Source organism: Deinococcus aerolatus (assembly GCF_014647055.1).
Taxonomy (GTDB): Bacteria; Deinococcota; Deinococci; order Deinococcales; family Deinococcaceae; genus Deinococcus; species Deinococcus aerolatus.
Map to the genome: position 1 here is coordinate 193,286 of NZ_BMOL01000003.1, position 19,796 is coordinate 213,081.

19 protein-coding genes are annotated in these 19,796 nt (G+C 69.8%); 7 read left to right on the forward strand and 12 right to left on the reverse strand.

The window, feature by feature from the left end:
* Nucleotides 1-170: 170 nt before the first annotated feature.
* Nucleotides 171-869: a response regulator gene (locus IEY31_RS05390; protein WP_188969748.1), complete on the reverse strand. Its 699-nt coding sequence runs from the start codon at nt 867-869 to the stop codon at nt 171-173.
* Nucleotides 866-2,479, reverse strand: a complete 1,614-nt coding sequence (locus IEY31_RS05395; RefSeq protein WP_188969750.1) for an ATP-binding protein — start codon at nt 2,477-2,479, stop codon at nt 866-868. The genes IEY31_RS05390 and IEY31_RS05395 overlap by 4 nt, the downstream gene beginning before the upstream one ends.
* 205 nt (nt 2,480-2,684) lie before the next feature.
* Here IEY31_RS05395 and IEY31_RS05400 point away from each other — a divergent pair, with 205 nt between their 5' ends.
* The 3 genes from IEY31_RS05400 (at nt 2,685) to IEY31_RS05410 (ending at nt 5,797) form a co-directional block, all read left to right on the forward strand.
* Complete coding sequence (locus IEY31_RS05400; protein WP_188969752.1) at nt 2,685-3,641, forward strand: Bug family tripartite tricarboxylate transporter substrate binding protein; 957 nt, start codon at nt 2,685-2,687, stop codon at nt 3,639-3,641.
* 150 nt (nt 3,642-3,791) lie between these two features.
* The gene (locus tag IEY31_RS05405; RefSeq protein ID WP_188969754.1) at nt 3,792-4,304 is read left to right on the forward strand and encodes a tripartite tricarboxylate transporter TctB family protein; all 513 of its coding nucleotides are present in this window, start codon (nt 3,792-3,794) and stop codon (nt 4,302-4,304) included.
* Entirely contained in the window at nt 4,304-5,797 is a 1,494-nt protein-coding gene (locus IEY31_RS05410) for a tripartite tricarboxylate transporter permease (protein WP_188969756.1), read from the forward strand. Before IEY31_RS05405 ends, IEY31_RS05410 begins: the two co-directional genes overlap by 1 nt.
* Before the next feature lie 112 nt (nt 5,798-5,909).
* Here the strand turns inward: IEY31_RS05410 and IEY31_RS05415 are convergent, their stop codons facing one another.
* On the reverse strand, nt 5,910-8,258 hold the full coding sequence (locus IEY31_RS05415; RefSeq protein ID WP_188969758.1) for a transglycosylase domain-containing protein: 2,349 nt from the start codon (nt 8,256-8,258) through the stop codon (nt 5,910-5,912).
* 155 nt (nt 8,259-8,413) lie between these two features.
* Between IEY31_RS05415 and ttcA the strand changes: the two genes are divergently transcribed.
* Nucleotides 8,414-9,283 carry a tRNA 2-thiocytidine(32) synthetase TtcA gene (ttcA, locus tag IEY31_RS05420; protein WP_188969760.1) on the forward strand — a complete coding sequence of 290 codons (870 nt, stop codon included), beginning with the start codon at nt 8,414-8,416 and terminating at the stop codon, nt 9,281-9,283.
* Nucleotides 9,284-9,334: 51 nt separating this feature from the next.
* Complete coding sequence (locus IEY31_RS05425; protein WP_188969762.1) at nt 9,335-9,874, forward strand: hypothetical protein; 540 nt, start codon at nt 9,335-9,337, stop codon at nt 9,872-9,874.
* Here IEY31_RS05425 and IEY31_RS05430 read toward each other — a convergent pair.
* The 6 genes from IEY31_RS05430 to IEY31_RS05455 form a co-directional block, all read right to left on the reverse strand.
* On the reverse strand, nt 9,871-11,217 hold the full coding sequence (locus IEY31_RS05430) for a flavin monoamine oxidase family protein (protein ID WP_188969764.1): 1,347 nt from the start codon (nt 11,215-11,217) through the stop codon (nt 9,871-9,873). The genes IEY31_RS05425 and IEY31_RS05430 overlap by 4 nt on opposite strands.
* 136 nt (nt 11,218-11,353) lie before the next feature.
* A complete protein-coding gene (locus tag IEY31_RS05435; protein ID WP_188969766.1) occupies nt 11,354-11,791 on the reverse strand; it encodes a hypothetical protein in 438 nt (145 codons plus the stop codon).
* A gap of 5 nt (nt 11,792-11,796) precedes the next feature.
* Nucleotides 11,797-12,666: a CAF17-like 4Fe-4S cluster assembly/insertion protein YgfZ gene (ygfZ, locus tag IEY31_RS05440; protein WP_188969768.1), complete on the reverse strand. Its 870-nt coding sequence runs from the start codon at nt 12,664-12,666 to the stop codon at nt 11,797-11,799.
* Nucleotides 12,667-12,735: 69 nt separating this feature from the next.
* The gene (gene hemA, locus IEY31_RS05445) at nt 12,736-13,857 is read right to left on the reverse strand and encodes a glutamyl-tRNA reductase (protein WP_188969770.1); all 1,122 of its coding nucleotides are present in this window, start codon (nt 13,855-13,857) and stop codon (nt 12,736-12,738) included.
* Nucleotides 13,854-14,414 carry a precorrin-2 dehydrogenase/sirohydrochlorin ferrochelatase family protein gene (locus IEY31_RS05450; protein WP_229723339.1) on the reverse strand — a complete coding sequence of 187 codons (561 nt, stop codon included), beginning with the start codon at nt 14,412-14,414 and terminating at the stop codon, nt 13,854-13,856. Before IEY31_RS05450 ends, hemA begins: the two co-directional genes overlap by 4 nt.
* Nucleotides 14,415-14,499: 85 nt before the next feature.
* A complete protein-coding gene (locus IEY31_RS05455) occupies nt 14,500-15,072 on the reverse strand; it encodes a DUF2721 domain-containing protein (RefSeq protein WP_188969774.1) in 573 nt (190 codons plus the stop codon).
* 219 nt (nt 15,073-15,291) lie between these two features.
* Here IEY31_RS05455 and IEY31_RS05460 point away from each other — a divergent pair, with 219 nt between their 5' ends.
* Nucleotides 15,292-15,729 (forward strand): hypothetical protein, encoded by a 438-nt coding sequence (locus tag IEY31_RS05460; protein ID WP_188969776.1) that lies wholly within the window; start codon nt 15,292-15,294, stop codon nt 15,727-15,729.
* An 86-nt stretch (nt 15,730-15,815) separates the two neighbouring features.
* Here IEY31_RS05460 and IEY31_RS05465 read toward each other — a convergent pair whose 3' ends face one another.
* The 3 genes from IEY31_RS05465 to IEY31_RS05475 all read right to left on the reverse strand — a co-directional run bounded on the left by IEY31_RS05465 (nt 15,816) and on the right by IEY31_RS05475 (nt 19,128).
* On the reverse strand, nt 15,816-16,553 hold the full coding sequence (locus IEY31_RS05465) for a metallophosphoesterase family protein (protein WP_188969778.1): 738 nt from the start codon (nt 16,551-16,553) through the stop codon (nt 15,816-15,818).
* A 173-nt stretch (nt 16,554-16,726) separates the two neighbouring features.
* Complete coding sequence (locus tag IEY31_RS05470; protein WP_188969780.1) at nt 16,727-17,230, reverse strand: flavin reductase family protein; 504 nt, start codon at nt 17,228-17,230, stop codon at nt 16,727-16,729.
* A gap of 35 nt (nt 17,231-17,265) precedes the next feature.
* Nucleotides 17,266-19,128, reverse strand: coding sequence for a glycoside hydrolase family 10 protein (locus tag IEY31_RS05475; RefSeq protein WP_229723340.1), 1,863 nt, complete (start codon nt 19,126-19,128; stop codon nt 17,266-17,268).
* Nucleotides 19,129-19,344: 216 nt separating this feature from the next.
* Between IEY31_RS05475 and IEY31_RS05480 the strand changes: the two genes are divergently transcribed.
* Entirely contained in the window at nt 19,345-19,794 is a 450-nt protein-coding gene (locus IEY31_RS05480) for a hypothetical protein (protein ID WP_188969782.1), read from the forward strand.
* Nucleotides 19,795-19,796 lie beyond the last annotated feature (2 nt).

The window sequence follows — 19,796 nt, forward strand, 5'->3', positions numbered from 1 at the left end:
TCTCCCCCTAGATGAATGTTTGTATTGAGTGCAATTTGGTGACGTGCAGCATAGCGACTGGCAGGGTCACAGGGGACAGCACGCCTGCGCGCGGCCTGTCCGGAGACGCATGACAGGTGGGCGGCAGGGAAATACAAGCGTTCAGCTCTGCAATCCCGCCCAGCAGGTCTTTACCTCGCGTCAGACGTGTCGGTGGAGAGGTAAAGCTTGGCGGGCCGCCCCGACTGCCCGTAGTGGTGGTCCAGGCTGGCCTCCCCGGTGCGGACCAGATGTTCCAGATAGCGCCACGCGGTCACGCGGCTCAGGCCCACCCGCTCGCCCAGGTCCTCAGCGCTGACGCTACCTGCCGCAGCGCGCAGGGCGGCGGCCACCCGCTCCAGGGTATGCGGGTCAATGCCGCGCGGCAGGCCCCCCACGGCGCTGGGGATCACACCCAGCACCCGGTCCAGCTCGGCCTGGTCCAGCCGCGGCCCGCCCTCATGCGCGGGACGGCGGGCGCGGTGACGGGCCACCAGTTCAGCCAGCCGCGCACCGGTGAACGGCTTAATCAGGTAGTCGAAGGCCCCGTGCGCCAGCGCCAGCCGCACGCTGGCCTCGTCATCGGCGGCGGTGATCAGGGCCACGTCGGTCAGGAGGCCCGCCGCACGCCAGTGGTGCAGCAGGCCCAGACCGCTGCCGTCGGGCAGATGCACGTCCAGCAGGATCAGATCCGGTTGCAGGGCGCGGGCCAGCGCGTCGCCCTGGGCGCAGCTGGCAGCGCTGCCCACCACATGCACGCCGGGGTCCCGCTCCAGCAGGTCACGGTTGACGCGGGCCACGCGTTGATCGTCCTCGACGAGCAGCACGCGCACGGGGGGAGCGGGCGTCATCCACCCACCTGTTCAGCCGGCGCGGAAGGAGTGGAAAGCGCAGGCAGCGGTGCGGGCAGGCTGACCTCGAACACGGTCTGCCCGCCGCGCCGGTGGTGCCGCAGGTGCCCGCCCAGCGCCCCCACGCGGGCCAGCACCCCGGCCAGCCCGTGCCCCCGCCCCTCGCCCTTGCTGCTCACGCCACGCACGAAAACCTGCTCGCCCAGGCCGTCCGGCACGCCAGGACCGCTGTCCTCCACTTCGATCTGCACGCCCTCGGGGTCCTCGCCGATGGACACGGTCACGCGGCCCGGCTGGCCGGCCAGCGCCTCGAAGGCGTTCTCGGTCAGGTTGCCCACCGCCGTGACCAGCGTGTCGGCGTGCCGTTCCCAAACAGGCGAGAGGACGCTGCCCTCGGCCACCGCGAACTCGATGCCCAGCTCCTGCGCCCGCTCGCGCTTGCCGGCCAGTAGCGCCACCAGACGCGGCACCTGGACGTCGCGCAGCAGTTGCCGGAACTGGGCGTCCGAGCGGATCTCGGCGTTCAGCACGCGCAGGGCTTCCTCCGGGCGGTCCAGTTGCAGCAGGCCGGAAATAACGTGCAGGCGGTTCTGGTACTCATGCGTCTGGGCGCGCAGCACGTCCACGAAGCCGCGGGCGTGGGTCAGCTCCTCAGCCAGCGCCAGCGCCTGTGCGCGGTCCCGGAAACCCGAGACGAAACCGCCGCCCTCCAGCGGCTCCAAGTTGACCAGCAGCGGCTCGCCGCGCAGGGTCAGTTCCAGGTTCTGCTGCCGGGCCGCCACGCCGCCGCGCGTCAGGCGGGCTAGTTCAGGCCAGCCCTGCTCCAGCGGGTACGGGGTGGGGCGCTGGCCCAGCACCTCGGCGGCACGGTCACTGACCAGCGTGACCCTTCCCGCCGCGTCCACCGCGATCACGCCCTCGCGCAGCGCGGCCAGCACGGCGCGTTGCTGCCGGGCCAGCGCGGCGATTTCCTCCGGCTCCAGGTTCAGGATCTCGGCGCGCAGCCGGCGGGCCGCCCACACCGCGCCCCCACTGCCCAGCGCCAGCGCCAGCACGAACCACGGCGCCAGACCACTCAGCGCCTCGCCCACCAGGGACCACACCTGCGGCATCAGGTAACCGGTGCTGACCACGCCCACCACCTCTCCGGCCTGCCACACCGGGACCTTGCCGCGCACGCTGACGCCCAGGCTGCCGCGCGCCACGCTCACGATCTCGTGGCCCGCGAAGGGTTCAGCGTTATCGCCCCCCTCCATCGGCAGGCCCAGCCGCGCCGGCACCGGGTGCGCCAGCCGGAGGCCCGCACGGTCCCCCACCACGATAAAGTCGGCCTCTGCCGCGCCGCGCAGCGAGTTGACACGGGCGTTCAGTGCCGGGTTGGGCTGGCCGGACGCCGCGCCCACCACCACCTCCGGCAGCCGGGCCACCAGACGGCTGGCCGTCAGCGCCCGCTCGCCCAGCCGCGCGCGGGCCTCGCCGTACAGCTGCCACGACTGCACGCCCACCAGCAACGCCGTCATGCCGCACAGCACCGCCAGATGCCAGCGCACCAGACGGCCTTGCAGCCCTCCTCTGGGCAGGCTGGAATGGGGGCGGGAGGCAGGGGTCATCAGCGTTGCCGGTCATTCTAGAACCGTGCCTGCCCAGGCTGACCCGGTTCCGTGCATTGTGTTCACGGCTGTGCATTGCGCTCACGAAAAACGGCGTGCCAGACGGCCTCTTCCTCTTGCTTCGATTCCACCGGGGGGCTACGCTTCATTCCACGCACAATCCAAACCCGCGCCTCACCGCGCATCACTTTTCGGAGGTTCCATCATGAAGCACCAGAATATTGTCCTTGCCCTGTCCGCTCTGCTGCTCGCCGCGCCCGCCACCCTGGCCCAGGGCGTCAACAACCTGCGCATCATGGCCCCGGCCAGCCCCGGCGGCGGCTGGGACCAGACCAGCCGCGCCATTCAGACCGTGTTGCAGGAACAGGGCATCGTCAAGCCGGTGCAGGTGTTCAACGTGCCCGGCGCGGGCGGTACCATCGGTCTGGCGCAGCTGTACAACGCCAAGGGCGACGGCAGCCTGCTGATGACCATGGGCCTGGTGATGGTGGGCGCCATCCAGACCAACAGCTCCAAGGTGGACCTGAGCCGCGTGACCCCGATCGCCCGCCTGACCGGCGAGTACGAGGTCATCGTGGTGCCTGCCGCCAGCCCCCACAAGAACATGGCCGATCTGGTGGCCGCGTGGAAGGCCGATCCCGGCAAGGTGGCGTTTGCGGGCGGCAGCGCCGGCGGCACCGACCACATGCTGGTGGGGCTGGTGGCCAAGGCCGCCGGGATTGACCCCAAGAAGGTCAACTACGTGCCGTTCAGCGGCGGCGGCGAGACGCTGGCGGCCCTGCTGGGCAACCAGGTGGCGGCGGGCGTGGCCGGTTACGGTGAGTTCGAGGCCCAGATCAAGGCTGGCAAGCTGCGCGCCATCGGCATCAGCTCGGCCAAGCCTCAGGCGGGGATTCCCGTACCCACCCTCAAGTCGCAGGGCCTGAACGTGGAACTGGCCAACTGGCGCGGCATCGTGGCCGCCCCCGGCATCAGCGCGGGCGAGAAGGCCGCGCTGGTCGCCGCCATGGACAAGATGCACGCCAGCAAGCAGTGGAAAGACACCCTGGCCACCCGCAACTGGACCGATCTGTACCTGAGCGGCAGCAGGTTCGACGTGTACCTCAAGCTGGAAGCAGCCCGCACCAAGGAAGTGCTGCAGAGCATCGGCCTGGTGAAGTGAGCCGCTGACCCGGCGGTGGGGCGGAGGGGAGTTCCACGGCCCCTCCGCCCCTTTCTTTGGCGCCCCACCTCGTTTGGCGCCGCCTCCCGTTGAGCGTGCCACGCCCCGCTCAACCTGTTGACCTCTCATTCATTCCCTGCAGGAGCCCCCATGACCCAGCCCCCGCCCACCCCTTCCACCCGCCCACCCATCAGCGTTCCGGACCTGCTGGTGGCCTTAGCCCTGACCGCACTGGGGGCCGCGCTGTTTCTCGGCAGCCGTGAGATTCCCTTTGGCATCAATGCGGTGGTGGGGCCACGCGTCTTTCCGTTGATCGTCAGCGTGGGCCTGACCGTGCTGGGGCTGCTGCTGACCGTGAGCGTGCTGCGCGGTGACCGCGCCGAACCTGCCGCCGAGGAGGACACGGACCTGACGGTGCCGGTCAATCTGGCGTCTCCCGGCATCATCCTGGGCGGCTTCGTGCTGGGCGCGGCGGTGCTGACCACCGCAGGGTTCGTGATCGGCACCGCCATCATGTACTTCAGCGTGGCATGGGCCTTCGGTGAGCGCCGCGTCGGCCTGATGGCCGGGGTGGCGCTGGCCGTGGCCCTGGTCACCTACGTGGCCTTCACGCGCGGCCTGGGCCTGAACCTGCCGCCCGGCGTCCTGAAAGGCGTCCTGTAATGGAGGCCCTGACCTCTCTGCTGGCGGGCTTTGAAACCGCGCTGACCCCCATCAACCTGCTGTGGGCGCTGATCGGCGTCACGCTGGGCACGCTGGTGGGCGTGCTGCCCGGCATCGGCCCGGCGCTGACGGTGGCCCTGCTGCTGCCGGTGACGGCCAAACTGCCGGCCGTCAGCGCCTTTATCATGTTCGCGGGCATCTATTACGGTGGGATGTTCGGGGGCAGCACCACCTCTATCCTGCTGAACACCCCGGGCGAGTCGGCCAGCATCATCACCGCGCTGGAGGGCAACAAGATGGCCCGCAAGGGCCGCGCCGCCGCCGCGCTGGCCACCGCCGCCATCGGCTCGTTCATTGCGGGCACCATTGGCACGCTGCTGCTGACCTTCGCCGCACCTGCCATTGCCGAGATTGCCGTGCAGATCACGCCCAGCGCCAAGTTTGCGCTGATTATGCTGGCGTTCGTGACCATCAGCGCCACCTTCGGCGGTAGCCCACTGCGCGGCCTGCTGAGCCTGTTCATGGGACTGGCGATCGGGCTGGTGGGCACCGACCTGCAAAGCGGTCAGGCCCGCTTCGCGCTGGGCCGCCCGGAACTGCTGGACGGCATCGACTTCATCACCGTGGTGATCGGCCTGTTCGCCATCGGCGAGACGCTATATGTCGCCAGCCGCCTGCGCAAGGGCAAGAGCGACGTGATCAAGCTGGAAGGCGGCGCCACGATGTCAAAGCAGGACTGGCGCCGTAGCTGGGGGCCGTGGCTGCGCGGCACAGCCCTGGGCTTTCCCTTCGGGGCGATTCCGGCGGGCGGCGCGGAAATCCCGACCTTCCTGAGTTACACGCTGGAAAAACGGCTGTCCAAGCACCCGGAAGAATTCGGCCACGGGGCCATCGAGGGTGTCGCCGGCCCGGAGGCCGCCAACAACGCCAGCGCGGCGGGCGTGCTGGTGCCGCTGCTCACGCTGGGCCTGCCCACCAGCGCCACCGCCGCCATTCTGCTGGCCGCCTTCCAGCAGTACGGGCTGCAGCCGGGACCGCTGCTGTTTCTGACCAACGGTGAACTGGTGTGGGGCCTGATCGCCAGCCTGTACATCGGCAACGTGATGCTGCTGGCGCTGAACCTGCCGCTGGCGCCGGTGTGGGCCCGGCTGCTGCTGATTCCGCGCCCCTTTCTGTACGCTGGGATTCTGGTGTTCAGCACGGTGGGTGTGTACTCGCTGAACAACAGCGTCTTTGATCTGGGCCTGCTGGCGCTGTTCGGCGTAATCGGCTACGGCATGCGCCGCTTCGATTTCCCGGTCACGCCCGCGATCATCGGCGTGGTGCTGGGGCCAACAGCGGAAGCGCAGTTCCGCACGGCGCTGCAGCAGAGCAACGGGGACTTCTCGATCTTCGTGCGCCAGCCGCTGACCGCCTTCCTGATGCTGTGCGTGCTGGCCGCGCTGCTGGTGCCGCAGGTGCTGAAATACCGGGCGTCGCGTCGGGCAGCGTAAGGCCACTCACCTCACCCGACCTGCCCTCTCCCGTGCGGAGGGGGCTTTTCTATGGCGTGAGCTTCAGGGAGGTTGCCGAACCTCCCACTGCCAGCAAGAGGGGCAGCGTCCCTCAGTTCAGCGGCGGAATCTCCTCTCCCGGCGCGGTGTACGGCCCATCAGGCACAACCTCCGGCAGCGGCTCCGGCTCGGCGGGGACCGAATCGTAGACGTCCCCGCCGGGAAGCACTTCGGGCGGGGCCACCTCTTCCCCGTCCGTGATGGGACCGGCGGGGATCTCCTCCACGGCGGGGGCCACTTCAAGGTCCGGCACGGGCTCCGGCTCCGCTTCGGGAACAGGCGGCTCGGGCGACAGTTCGGTCTGCACGGCAGGCGGGACCGTCTCCGGCGCGGCCGGGCGGTCACGGCGAAAGAAGCTGCTGCCACTGTTGCCGGTGCCGTCACGGGCGGTGGGTTCCTGATCGGCCTGGGCGGTGCGGAAGGCCATCTCCACCTGGCGGACCACCCGGTAGGTGATGCCGTCCGGTTCCTTGAAGGTCTGGACCGGCTGGCCCGCGAGCGCCCCGGCGACGGTCTGCTGCCAGATCGGCGTGGGAATCTCGCCGCTGTAGGCCCAGTACGGCAGGGCGCCGCCCTCCTGCCGGCCCACCCACACCGCCCCGGCCACGGTGGGCGTGACGCCCGCAAACCACAGGTCTTTAATCTCGTTGGTGGTGCCGGTCTTGCCGCCCACCTGACGGCCCTCGATCTGGGCGCGGGTGGCCAGGCCACCCTGGGCCACCGTCAGGTCATTGACCACGCCCCGGATCATGTCCAGGCCCAGCCACGCGGTCTGCGCGTCCCAGACCCGCTTTGGAGTGGGGGCAGGCCGGGTGTACAGCGACACGCCGCGCGCGTCCTGCACGCTGCGGACCAAGCTGGGTTTGTAGTACAGCCCGCCGTTGGCGAGCGTGGCGTAGGCGGCGGCCATCTGAAGTGGGCTGGCCTCCAGGGTGCCGATGCTCAGCGACAGCCCGGCCTCGGGCGGCGGGGTCAGGCCCAGTTCCCGCAGCTTGGCCTCGAAGTTCTGCACCCCCAGTTCCTGCGCGATCCGCACGGTGGGCAGGTTCAGGCTGTGGTCCAGCGCGTAGCGCATGGTCACGTAGCGCCCGGTCCAGCGCCCGTCGTAGTTCTGCGGCTGGTACGAGGTGTTCAGCAGCGGCGAGTCCAGCACCGTGTCGCTCTGCTTCCAGCCGGCCTGCAGCGCCAGCGTGTACAGCAGAGGCTTGATCGAGCTGCCCACCTGCCGCTTGGCCTGGGTGGCGTTGTCCCAGTCGCCGGGCCGCCCGCCGGTCAGCTTCTGACCCACCAGCGCCAGCACCTCGCCGTTCTGCGGGCTGACCAGCGCGATGCCCAGGGTGGCACCGTCGGGTAGTGAGGCGTTCAGGCTGGCCCGTTCGGCGGACTGCTGCGCGCTCAGGCTCATGCCGGTCACGATCTTGCCGCCGCCGTACAGCGCCTTACGCCCGATGATGGGCAGCAACTCCTTTTCGACGGCCTGAAGATAGTACTGGTAGGCGTAGCGCCCGGTGCCCTGCACGGCTTCCGCCACGTTCATGTTGTCCTGCAGCCGGCCCGGATTTTCCAGCACGGCGCTGCGCAGCGTGCCGTCGGCGTTCCAGCCGATGCGCCAGCCAGCCGGGTAGATCGCGGTCTTCCACGCGGCGTCGGCCTCGGCCTGCGTGACGCGCCCGTCTTCCACCATGCGCGAGAGCAGGTCCTTCATCAGCGGGCGGAAGGCGGCGAACTGCTTGTAGCGGCGGTTGGGGGCGGGAATGATCGTCGCCAGATACACGCTCTCGGCCAGGTTCAGGTCAGAGGCAGGCTTGCCGAAGTACGCCCGCGCTGCCGTCCCCGCGCCCAGAATGTCGTCGCGGCCCCCGTCGCCCCAGTAGATGATATTGAGGTAGGCGTTGAGGATACGCTCCTTGTCGTAGTTGCGGTCCAACTGATAGGCCAGCACCGCCTCCTTGAACTTGCGCTCTGCGGTGCGCGCCGCCTGGAGGTCCGAGAGCAGCGTGTTCTTGACCACCTGCTGGGTGATGCTCGATCCGCCCTCCAGATCGTTTTGCAGCAGCCCCTTGATCAGCCCCCGCGCAATGCCGATGTAATCCACGCCGTGGTGCTCGTAGAAGCGGCGATCCTCGCTGGTCACCACCGCCTTTTGCAGCCACGGGCTGATCTGCCCCAGCTTCAGCAGGTTGCGGTTGGTGCCGCCCGAACTGCTCAGGCTGGGCGTCAGGGTGCCGATCAGGGTGTCCTGGCGGTCATACACGCGGGTCTGCCCACTGACCTCCAGCACGTCCAGATCGGTCACGCTGGGCAGGTCACGGCCCCACATCCACCACAGGGCCAGGACACCCAGCGCCGCCAACAACAGCGCAATCGCCACAAAGCGGCTCAGACCAACCAGAAACCTCATCGCTTCCACTCTAGCGGGGCAGGGCACCAAACGCCGAAAGAGGCGTCACGGTCTGTGGGCAGGCCGGTCATCGGGGCGCATTCTGGCCCCAGCCCCGCCCCGCCGACAGGCGTCCGCCATAAGGCGGAGGCGGGCGCTACCATGCGGCACACGCCATGAGCCACCTGCCCTCCACCGCCCCGCCCACCAACCTGTTCAGGCCCATCGTCCGGGGGGCGGCGCGGGCCATCGCCGACTTCTCCATGATCGAGGATGGCGACCGCGTGATGGTCTGCCTCAGCGGCGGCAAGGACAGCTACACACTGCTCGACGTGCTGCTGCATTTTCAGAAACGTGCGCCCATCGGGTTCGGGCTGGTCGCAGTCAATCTGGACCAGGGGCAGCCGGGCTTCCCGAAACACGTCCTGCCCGATTACCTGACGGCGCTGGGCGTGGAATTCAGTATTCTGGAGCGCGACACCTACAGCACCGTGACCGCCAAAACCGCGCCCGGACAGACCACCTGCACGCTGTGCAGCCGCCTGCGCCGGGGCCACCTGTACGCGCACGCCCGCCGTCTGGGAGCCACAAAGGTTGCGCTGGGCCACCACCGCGAGGACCTGCTGGAAACGCTGTTCATGAACATGTTCTTCGGCGCCCGCCTGAAGGCCATGGCCCCCCGCCTGACCAGCGACGACGGCAGCAACGTCGTGATCCGCCCACTGGCCTACGTGCCCGAGGCAGAGATTCAGCGCTACGCCGACGTCCGCGCCTTTCCGATCATCCCGTGTACCCTATGCGGCTCGCAGCCCAACCTTCAGCGCGTGGTGGTGGGCGAGATGCTGGCCACGTGGGAGCGCGAGCATCCAGGCCGCCTGAACAACATATTGCGGTCGCTGGGCCGCGTGACCCCCAGCCACCTGCTGGACCGCACGCTGTACGACTTTGCCGGGGCAGAGGCAGCGAGGGATACGGCTTTCGACGGAGAGGAATTCGCTGCGCGGGAATTTCTGGTGGGGCTGGAAGAACTGCAGACCCTGGGCTGAATGAACCCTTGCCCAATCGCAGTGATTGGGCCACCGGCCTATGCTTGACCCATGTTCTACGTCATTGGCGGGGCCTCCGGCGCAGGCAAGTCCACGGTGCTGCCGCGCCTGCGTCAGCTGCGGCCAGACGTACGCTGGCACAGTTTCAACGAGCGCTGGGCGGACGGCGGCAAGGCGGAACGCCAGCGCCAGACTGAACACTGGCTCAGGGCCGCGCTGGAGACGGACGGCCACTTCGGCCTGCTGGGGCCGTGTCCGCTGGGCGAGATCCTGGCCGCGCCCTCAGCCCCCGCCTTGCCCGGCCTGCGTCATCTGCTGCTGGACGTGGACGATGTGGAGCGCATCCGCCGCCTGCGCCAGCGTGGCAGCGCTAACGCCACCCAGGACACGCTGAACTGGGCGGCGTGGCTGCGCGCCCATCAGGCTTTTGCGGACTGGCAGCCGGACGTACTCACCGGGGGTGGGTGGCCGGAAATGCACTGGGAACGCTGGCTCGGGCAGAAGACGGCACACTGGCCCGGCAGCACGCTGAATGCCACCGGACTGAACCCGCAGGAGGCCGCCCTGCAGATCGTCAGCATGCTGGGCTAGCCCCGCGCCGCAAGCAGTTCTGCCGCCACGCGCTCGCCACTCTCGATGGCGCCGCTCATGTAATTCATCCACACGCGGGCCGTTTCCGCGCCGGCCCAGTGGATGCGGCCCACCGGGGCACGCAGGGCCTCGCCGTAGCCGGTCCACACGCCGGGACCAAACAGCGCTCCGTAACAGCCGCCGCTGAACGGTTCGGTGGTCCAGTCACGCTGCACGGTCTCGATGGGCCACAGCGCCTCATCCCCGAACAGGCGGCCCAGGCTGTTCAGGGCGGCGGTGCGGCGTTCGTCCTCGTCGGCGTCCATCAGTTCACGGGCCTCGTCGCCCTCGATAAAGCCCAGCAACACGCCGGGGTGGCCCTGTGGGGGGCTATTGTCCAGGGTGACCGCCACGGGGCCGCTGTCGCTGATCGCCATGCCGCTCAGGCCCGCCTCGCGCCAGAAGGGACGTTCGTAGACCGCCATGAACTTGATGACCGCGCCCATCGGCAGCCGCTGCTGCAATTGTGCGCGGCGGGCCGGCAGCGGCGGCTCGAAAGGCAGGCCAGAGAGCAGGGTGGGCGGCACGGCAAAGACGACGTGCGCGGCGCGGTGTGTCCCGGCGGAGGTATGCAGCGTGACGCCCGCATCATCCTGCTCTGCCCGCAGGACAGCGCTGTTGAGCCGCACGTCTTCCAGACTGTCGGCCAGCCGCTGCGAGATGCTGCCCGCGCCGCCCAGCACCCGGTCCTGCAGGGCGTGGCCGCGCGTCAGGGTGTGGCCGTTGATGCCGCCGCCGTGCGCGGTGTAGGTCAGGGCGTGCAACAGGCTCATCTCGGCGGGTGAGGCGCTGAACACCCCACCGGCGTACAGGCGCATCAGGGCGCGGGTCTGCGGGCGGCGGGCATTCTTTTGAATCCAGGTCTCGAAGGTCTGCGCGTCCAGTTCGGCGGCGTTCGGGGCGGTCCAGGGCGCGTCCAGCGGAATGGTGCGGGCCAGCGCCTCGAACCTGTGCGACAGCAGAGCGTAATCAGCCAGCACCAGCGGGGGCAGCGGCGGAATCAGGCCCCGGTAATGCAGCACCTTGCCGCCGATCAGCGCCAGATTCTGGCCCTCGTCGTGGGTGGGGTACACCTCCAGCCCCAGCTCGTGGATCAGGGCCATCACGTGCGGCTGGTTGGGGCCGACCCACTGCCCACCCACGTCCACGCTCAAGCCGGTTTGCGGTAGCCGCAGCGTGTGGGTGCGCCCGCCGACGCGCCCCCGGGCCTCCAGCACCCGCACCTGCCGGCCCGCCTGCGTGAGCCGCCGGGCCGCCGTCAATCCCGCCAGGCCCGCACCCACCACGATGATGTCTGGGTTCATGGATCAGGGTAGCAAGTCGGGGGCAGGTGTTGGGCCGCTTTGCGTGGCCTCTGCTCCTGGATGTATGGAGCAGCGCAGAGGAGAAGGTCAGCCGTTTCCCCCTCTGGGCGGTGGCCCGAGACCAACCGCGCAGCCCTCAATCCACCGCCTCCGGCTCCCGCACCCAGCCGGGCAGTTGCGTCCAGACCACGGCGTGCATCACCGCGGCCAGCAGCAGAAACAGGCCCATGACAAGCCACTGCGACAGGGTGGCGCAGGCCAGTAACAGCGGCACCCCCGGCGCGGTGGCCGCCTGAATCGCGCCTGCCAGGGCCGCCTGCCGGGCAGGCAGCTCGGCATTGGTAGCGGCGGTGCGGGCCAGTCGCAGCGCCACCAGAGCCAGGGCCAGGGCCAGCAGCAGCAGCGCCAGCACGGCGGCCAGCGGAACCGGGAGGGGCCGGGTCAGCAGCAACACTCCCCCCAGCACCACCCCCGGCAGCGTCAGGGCCAGCAGCCCCAGCAGGTAGGCGCGTCGGGCAGCGCGGATCAGTCCAGCGCGGTCCGAGCGCATGTCGCGCACGAAGGTGTCGAGCATGGACTTCAGCTGCGGGCGGCCAGGGTCTGCACGCGGGCCGGGAACCCGGCCACCTGAACCTCGGCGTCCTCTGGCAGGTCCTTGCGCAGGCGGGCCAGCCCCAGGCCACCCACGTTCAGGCCTGCCTGACCCACCACTTTCCCGGCGTGGGTTACGTCCGCGCCCACCGGCCAGCCGTCCCCCGCCAGCCGGGCAAGGTGGTAGCGGGTCTGCCCCCGCGCCTCCAGGCGGGCCATGATTTCCTGGCCCACGTAGCAGCCCTTGCGGTAGCTGATGGCGGGCAGCGGACCGCCCACGTCCAGCCCGACCTCCTGCGGCAGCACGCCGAGAAAGCCGTCGCGGGTAATGTCGGGCATCCCGGCACGGATGCGGGCGGCGTCCAGCGTCTCCAGCGGCACCTCTTCTCCCTCCAGCGCGGCCAGCACCTCGGCCTCGTGGTGGGTCAGGTAGTGCAGGTCCACGCCCGGCGTCCCGCTGCGGTTCACGCGGCCCGCCAGCACGGTACCGCCGCCCAGCTCAAAGCTCTGCGCGTCGGGGCCGTCCGCGTTCCAGCCGGGCACGCCCGCCGCCCAGACATGCACCGTGCCGAGGGTGTCGGACACGTCCTGCACCTCCACCTGATCGAAGATGATGTAACGCCCCAGGCGGGCCATCAGCGGCGCAGCCTGACCGGCGTCGAGGTGCAGGTACACGTCGTCAGCGCGTTTGTAGGCCCGCGCAAACTGCTCGATCTGGCCGCGCACGTTCAGGAAAGCACAGGCCACCACGCCGGGGGTCGCCGCGCCGCGCAGATCGCCAGTCATCTGCCCCTGCACGAAATCCACCCGGTCTGCGCCGGTCACGCGCAGGCCGCCAGAAGGAAGAAGAGTCCACATGGGGCTCAGGGTACGGGAATCGGGTGGCCGGGAATGGGGGAAGGGGGGCCAACAGCGGGGCCGCGCCGCTCAGTCGCTGGCCACCGCCAGTTCGCGCGGTGCGCCGCGTCCCTGCAGCGTCTGCTGGGCCGTGCGGGTCAGGTGCCAGCGGCTCAGGTCCGAGGCGGCCTCGCGGATGATGGCCCCGGCCTGCGGCAGCGCGGCGCGGCGGCCCTGCAGGTTGTGGTGGACCACGGCAGTCAGGTCATCCAGATTCAGCAGGTGCGCCCCCCGCACGGCGGCAATGTCCGGGTCCAGAATGCGCGGCACGCTGATGTCGATGAAGAACATGGGACGGTCCCCGCTTCCGCGTGCCGCCAGGGCCGCCGCCACGGCCTCGCCGTTCAGGACGTAATGCGGCGCGGCGCTGGAAGCGATCACCACATCGGCCTCCGGCAGCGCCTCGTGCAGGAACTCGGCGGCGCAGACGCGGCCTCCCAGTCTGGCGGCCAGCTGACGGGCGCGTTCGGCGGTGCGGTTGACCACAATCACGTCCTCAATCCCGGCGGCGCGCAGGTGGGTCAGGGTCAGTTCGGCGGTCTCGCCCGCGCCGATGATCAGGGCGGTCCGCCCCGCCAGCCCGCCCAGTGCCAGCTCGGCCAGTTCGACGGCGGCGCTGGACACACTGACCACGCTGTCGCTGAGGCCCGTCTCGGTCCGCACCCGCTTGCCGGCAGCCAGCGCCCCCTGGGCGATCTTGTTCAGCAGCGGGCCGCTGAGGCCACGGGCGTTGGCCGCCTGCCACGCGCGCTTGACCTGACCCTGGATCTGGGTCTCGCCGATCACCAGACTGTCCAGCCCGGACGCGACGCGGTACAGGTGGGTCACGGCTTCCTCGCCGGAATGGCTGTACAGGTGGTCTTCGAGCGCGTGGCCCCAGGCCCCCTGGAACGCCGAGAGCGGGTCGCCGCTCAGCCCGGCCAGGTAGACCTCGGTGCGGTTGCAGGTCGCCAGCAGCATGACCTCGCGGGCGTGGCGCGACAGGTGCGCCAGCAGCGCGTCCTCCTCGCCGGCCCGCACGGCGGCGCGTTCGCGGACCTCCACCGGGGCGCTGTGGTGGTTGAGACCCACCACCACAAAATCCAGTGGGTCAGGCGCGGGCAGCGGCGAGCGGGCCACGAACTGCCGGGCGGTGGGACACGCCAGCGTCATGCCGGCCCCCCCAGCGCGGCGTGGATGTCGGTTTTCAGGCCCTGCAGGGCGGCCTCGCGGCCCGGCGGGTCCAGCGTCAGCGCGTGCTCGCGGGCCGCAATCCAGCCGTCAATCTGCGCTTCTGCGGGCAGCAGGGCGGCGATGCGGCGGGCCAGGGCCTGGGCCAGCAGCGGCAGTTCGCGCCCGCTGCTCACGGCCACCTGCACGCCCGCACGCTGCGCCGTCGCCGCGAAGTGCAGGTTGCCCTGCCCCGCCTCGCCCGCGTGGTTGACCAGGGCGCCGGCCTGCCGGGCAGCGGCGGCCACAACGCCATTGACCTCGGCCTGATCCGTCGCCGCCACAACCACCCGCGCACCCGTCAGGTCGCCGTCCCGGTAGCCGCGGCGCTCACACGTCACCGGCAGGGCCAGCAGGTCCGCGTGAATCTCGGGGGCGATCACGGTGACCGCCATTCCGGCGTCCAGCAGGGTCCGGGCGCGGCGCAGGGCCACCGCACCGCCGCCGACCACCACAGCCCGCTCACCACCCAGGTTCAGAAAGACGGGCAACACACTCACACCGGGCAGCATACCGCCCAGCGGCGGGGCAGGCGTCCCCGACCGAACGGTAAGAAAGGCGGCCAGGACGGGGTTTCACCTCACACTAGAGGCGCGGCTTTGAGGCCGGGGACACAGGCACGGGCGCCGTGCCCGCGTCCGAGTCCAGATCGGGGTAGGTGTCGTCGTAGAGGGCCGAATAGTGTTCGCCCAGTCCCACCAGAAAGTCCATCTCCTCGCGGGTGGTGCGCGCGCTCAGGCGGGTCTCGAAGCTGAGCAGCAGGGCCGCGTAGGCCAGCGAGGCCGAGCCGGCCACCGCCAGCAGCACCGGCAGCACGCCGGATAGCTCGCCCAGCAGGGACGCGCCGCCGATCAGGATGCTGGTCAGCACCAGCAGGGCCACCGCCACGTACAGCGCCGTCATGGCCCGCACCAGCAGCCGGGTACGCCGCGCCAGACGCGGCAACTGCCGCACAATCATCTGTTTTTCCTGGCGGGCGCGGGGCTCCTGCTGGCCCTCCGCCGACACCAGAAACCGGAAGCGGGCCGTCAGGTGGCGCACCCGGTCGGTGGCCCGCCCCACCCGCATGCTGGTGCTCATCAGCAGCGTGCCGGCGCCGCTGATCAGGACGGCGGGCGTGATCATGGCGCTCAGAACGCCCAGGCTGGTCTCGGCCATGCGGGCAGGCTAGCGCGTGGAGCGCGGGCCGCCTTCGTCCATTCTGCACATTCCGCACCAGTAATGGTTGCGCCACCGTGCCAGAGGGCATCTGTGTCGTCCACGCACATTTGCACAGCCTGCACCCGTCCTGAATCTGCCCTGCACACGCCTCGCCCACACTGGGCACAGGACGGAAAGAAGAGGCCACCGCGCCGAACCCGCCGCCAGGAGACCCCCATGAAGAAAACGTTGCTGTCCGCCGCACTCGGCCTGACCCTGAGCCTCGCCCCCGCCACCCTGACCACCGCCTTCGCCGTTGCCGGCCCCGCCGCCGTCCGGGTGACCGCCAGCGACGGCAGCGGTGACCTCAGCTACCCCTCGCTATTTACCGAGAGCGCGTGGATGTCGCTGCAGGTTCCGGTGTCTGTGCTGGGCGGCAGCATTCCCGGCGACCTGAGCGTGGACGCCGGAACGCTGGCCGCCGGCACCACCATCACCCTGACCGGCGTGACCCAGGTCGGCGACATGGCGCTGCTGCATGTCACGGTCAGCCGCGCGGACACCGGCGTTGCCGTCAACGAGACCGCCACCCTCAACGTGAGGGCTGGCGGGCAGACGCTGGCCACCCTGAGCATTCCGGTGATCGGTGCGTCCACCAGTGATCTGGCGGACTGAGCACGCTTTTTGCGGCTTCCCTCCCACCGGGGCGGGGGGCCTTTTTGCTCCAAGCTTCCTCGACAGGTCTCTCTGCCCAGCCTTCCCTAGACCTCCCCAGTGCGCGCCCGCCGCTTCTGAAAGGCCCCGGTCAGCAGTTCGGTAATGTACTCACGGGTAAACGGCATGCCGCTGGCCTCGGCAGCGCAGATTTCCTCGTCGCGGTTGTAGGTCAGGCGGACGTAGGTGGCACTGTAGCCGGGGCCGTTCTCCTCGAATTCCAGAATCAGGTAACACGGCAGCGTGCTGTCCAGCGGGTTGCCCACCGACCCGCAGTTGATCAGCGGGCGGCCCTCCACGTCCAGCAGCAGGGCCTCGTGCATGTCGGCGTAGACCAGCGCGTCGGCGTGCTGGGTCAGCCCCAACTGCGGGTTGGGCGCGAAGGCCTCAATCTGGTCTGACAGGCTGCTGTGCGGGTACAGGCGGTGAAACAGACCCCGGCTGCTGGCGTGGACAAACCGCCACCACGCGCCGCCGAACTGTTCCTCGATGCCGTAGGGCAGGGTTTCCAGGTAGCCCAGTTGTTCGGGCGACAGCTTGCTGCGCGGCCACAGATCCTGGGGGCGGTGGCTGGCTCCGGCGACGCGGGCGTCCCAGTTGCCCTGGATCACGCGGCTGGCGTGTGCCTGCGTCCAGTCCAGCACCTCGCGTGGGCGAGGGCCCTTGCCCACCACGTCACCCAGCACCCAGAACTCGGTAAGCCCGCGCCGCGCCGCGTCCTGATGTACCGCGAGCGTGGCCGCCAGATTGGCGTGCAGGTCCGCGAGGATGGCGAGACGAATCATGCCTGGAAGTCTAGACCACTGCGGCTGACCACTTTCCCACAGTGGGTAAGGAGGTCTTTATTTGGGTTGTGGGCTGTCGGCCATGGTGTTGCGGACGCGGGAAAAGACGGGGCCAGGCCGCCCAGCCTGACCCTGGCCAGGAATCAGCGCGCGGGCCTCTCCCACACCCTGCCCTACCCCAGCTCGTGGTACTGCCCACGGAAGTACAGCAGCGGATCGTCGTCGGTGTAGCGGCTGTATTCCACGAAGCCCAGGTACAGGGTGTGGTCTCCGGCTTCGATGACCTGCTGCTTGCGGCAGACCAGTTGCGCCACGCTGCCCCCGATCAGGGGCAGGCCCTCGTGGGTGAACCACGGCACGGCTTCCTCGGGGCCGGGGCGTCCGGCGAAGTGGTCACTGAGATGTTTCTGGGTGCTGCTCAGCACATTGACGCCGAAATGGGTCACGCGGTCTTCGGACAGCAGCGAGTACATCTGGGCGCGGTGGTCCACGCACACCAGAATCAGCGGAGGCGTCAGACTGACCGACACGAAGGCGCTGGCCGTCATGCCCCGGCGGGTCTCGCCGTCGCTGGCAGTGATCACGGTCACGCCGCTGGCAAAGCGCCCCAGCGTCTCGCGAAATTCCAGGGGCGTGACACCCGGCTGCGTGCCGGAGGTTGAATCGGTGGAGGTCATGCCGCGAGTTTACCCGTCCGCAGGCGAGGGGATGTTCAGGGTCTGGCAGGCGTCAGGATGGCCGGCATGACCGGTAAGGGGGCCGTGGTCACGGGCTTGAGGTCACGCACGGTCAGGTCTGGCAGGCGCACCACGCCGCGTTCGGGCACGGTGTCCACCCAGCGCTGGCCGCTGACCCGCACCTCGGTCTTGCCGGGCGGCAGGGCCGCGAAGCCGTAGTAGCCGCCGCCGTCGGTCAGCGAGTACGCCACCACCTGCCCACCCTGCAGCGCCTCCACCACCCGGAAGCCGGGAACGGGGGTTCCGGTGATGCGGCCCATCAGCCCGCGCGTGGTGGGCGGCTTTTCCTTCCACGGTGAGGGCGAGGCCAGCGCCGCGCCAGGGGCGGTCAGCAGCTTCTGAAGGCTGTTCAGGCCCTGCGCGGTGGTCTGCTTTGCGCCGTAGACCTCCAGGGTGGGCGTGCGGTACGAGTAGCCCACCCAGCCCAGGCCCGCGCCCACGCTGCGCTGAGCCTGCGCGGCGGTCACGGGAGCGCCGTTCAGGTACATGGCGGTGCCGGCGGCCACGCCTGCGCTCAGGCCATCGATCCGGGCCGGCACACCGCGCGCAAAGGCATTCCAGCCGTCGAACCACTGGCCCTGCTCGCCCACCGCGTCGCGCTTGTAGTTCATCAGGACGTTCAGGTCGATCAGGCCGCTCTGCATCCACGCGGGCCAGTCCTGAAGCACGTCGCCGTAGGTGCGGGTGCGCCGGAAGGCCGCCAGATCACCGGGCGCGGGGGGTGCCCCGTAGGTGATGGTGGCCGCCGTGATCCAGGCGTCCGGGCGCAACGCTTTGATCTCCAGCGCGATGCGCCGCACAACGTTGGTCACCTGCTGCCGTTTCCAGTCCTGCCACACCGTGTCGTTTATGCCGGGCGTTCCGGTGCGGCCCGTCTCGGCACGGTAGCGGGCCAGCACCTTGGGATCGTAGCCCCACACGTCGCCGTCCGGGTACCGGATGCGGTCCAGCTGCACGCCGTCGATGCCGTAATTCTTGACCAGACTGACCACCCCCTGAATGGCGTACTCGGCGGCCTCGGGAATGCCCAGGTCCAGCCAGCCGTCGTTGCCTTCCTGCCAGCTGCCGTCCGCACGGCGGGCCATCCACGACGCAGCGCCGGAATCCGGGCCGTGCGTGCGCGAGATGTGCGCGGGGTTGGTGTTGGGCGCGGCCGTGTTGGCCATACCAGTCACGCTGATCCAGGCAATCACCCGCATGCCGCGGGCGTGGGCCAGCCGCACCGCCAGCCCCAGCGGGTCCAGGCCCTTTTCCAGATCGGGGTCCGTCGCCCTGGGTACACTGGCCTTGAGACACAGGCAGTCGGCGCGGCGGATGGCCTGCACGAACAGGGTGTTGACCCCCATGCGTGCGGCGTCTTCCACCATCTGCGTGACCTGCACCCGCGTCTTCAGGCCCGGCCCGAAGGCGTCCACCCACAACCCGCGCACCCCGCTGCCGACCGGCGCCCTGGGCAGCGCAGGCGCAGGATTGACCGTCACCGGCACAGGAACCGCTGGCCCGGCGGGCGCAGGCACCGTTCTGACCGGCGGCGCGGGCACCAGCGGCCCGGGCATCAGCACCGGGGGCGTGGTGGGCGACGGCGGCGCAGGCTGTGATGGTTCCGGCTGAGGCTGGACTGGCTGCGGCTGGGCCGGGGCGGGCGGCGCGGGCTCGGCCGGTGGAACCACCGTGGGCGGCACCACGGGGGACGGCGGCTCCGGCGGCGTTGCGGAGGGCGGCGGCACAGGAACGGCGGGAATGCCGGTGTCCTGCGCGCCGCCCAGGCCGCCCAGCCCCGTTCCGAGAATGAGCGTGAAGGTCAGGGCCGCCGCGCGGCGTGAAAGGGAAAGCATCATGGTGTTGCCCAGCAGGCTAGCGCACCCGCAGGCGCAGGCACGCGCAGTCACCGTGGGCCGCACAGGCAGCCCTCTGCACCCACAGTAACAATCCCAGGTGCCAAGCAGGCAGACAAACCGCGCTGCGCGCTGCCGGACACGCCGTTCACACGGTTTAACCGCGCCTGGACACATGCTACGCTGGATGACGCACCACATCATTCCAGGAGGTTTCATATGAAGAAAGCTGCACTGATGGTCCTGATCGGTACCCTCGCCCTGGCTTCCTGCAACAGCAAGAAGGCTCCCGAAGTGACTGGGACCAGCAAGACCGCCGCGTTCAAGGCTATGCTGCCCAACGACGCGACCTACAAGAGTTCGGCAGGCTCGGCCAAGTACATCGACCTGAACAACGGCGACCGCGCCACCACCCTGACGGCCACCGGCCTGAAGCCCAGCACCAGCTACCTGGCGCACTACCACAAGATGGGTACCGCGAGCAGCGACGCGTGCACCTCGAACGGCGCCGTGGTGGGCGGCACCATTGGCGAGGCCATGATGAGCGACGCCAGCGGCGCCCTGACCCTCAAGGGCCTGCAGAACACCGCCGCGCTCAGCGGGGCCACTTACATCAACATCCACGAGGCGGCCTCGCTGGCCACCGTGCCGCTGTGCGCCCCCCTCTGACC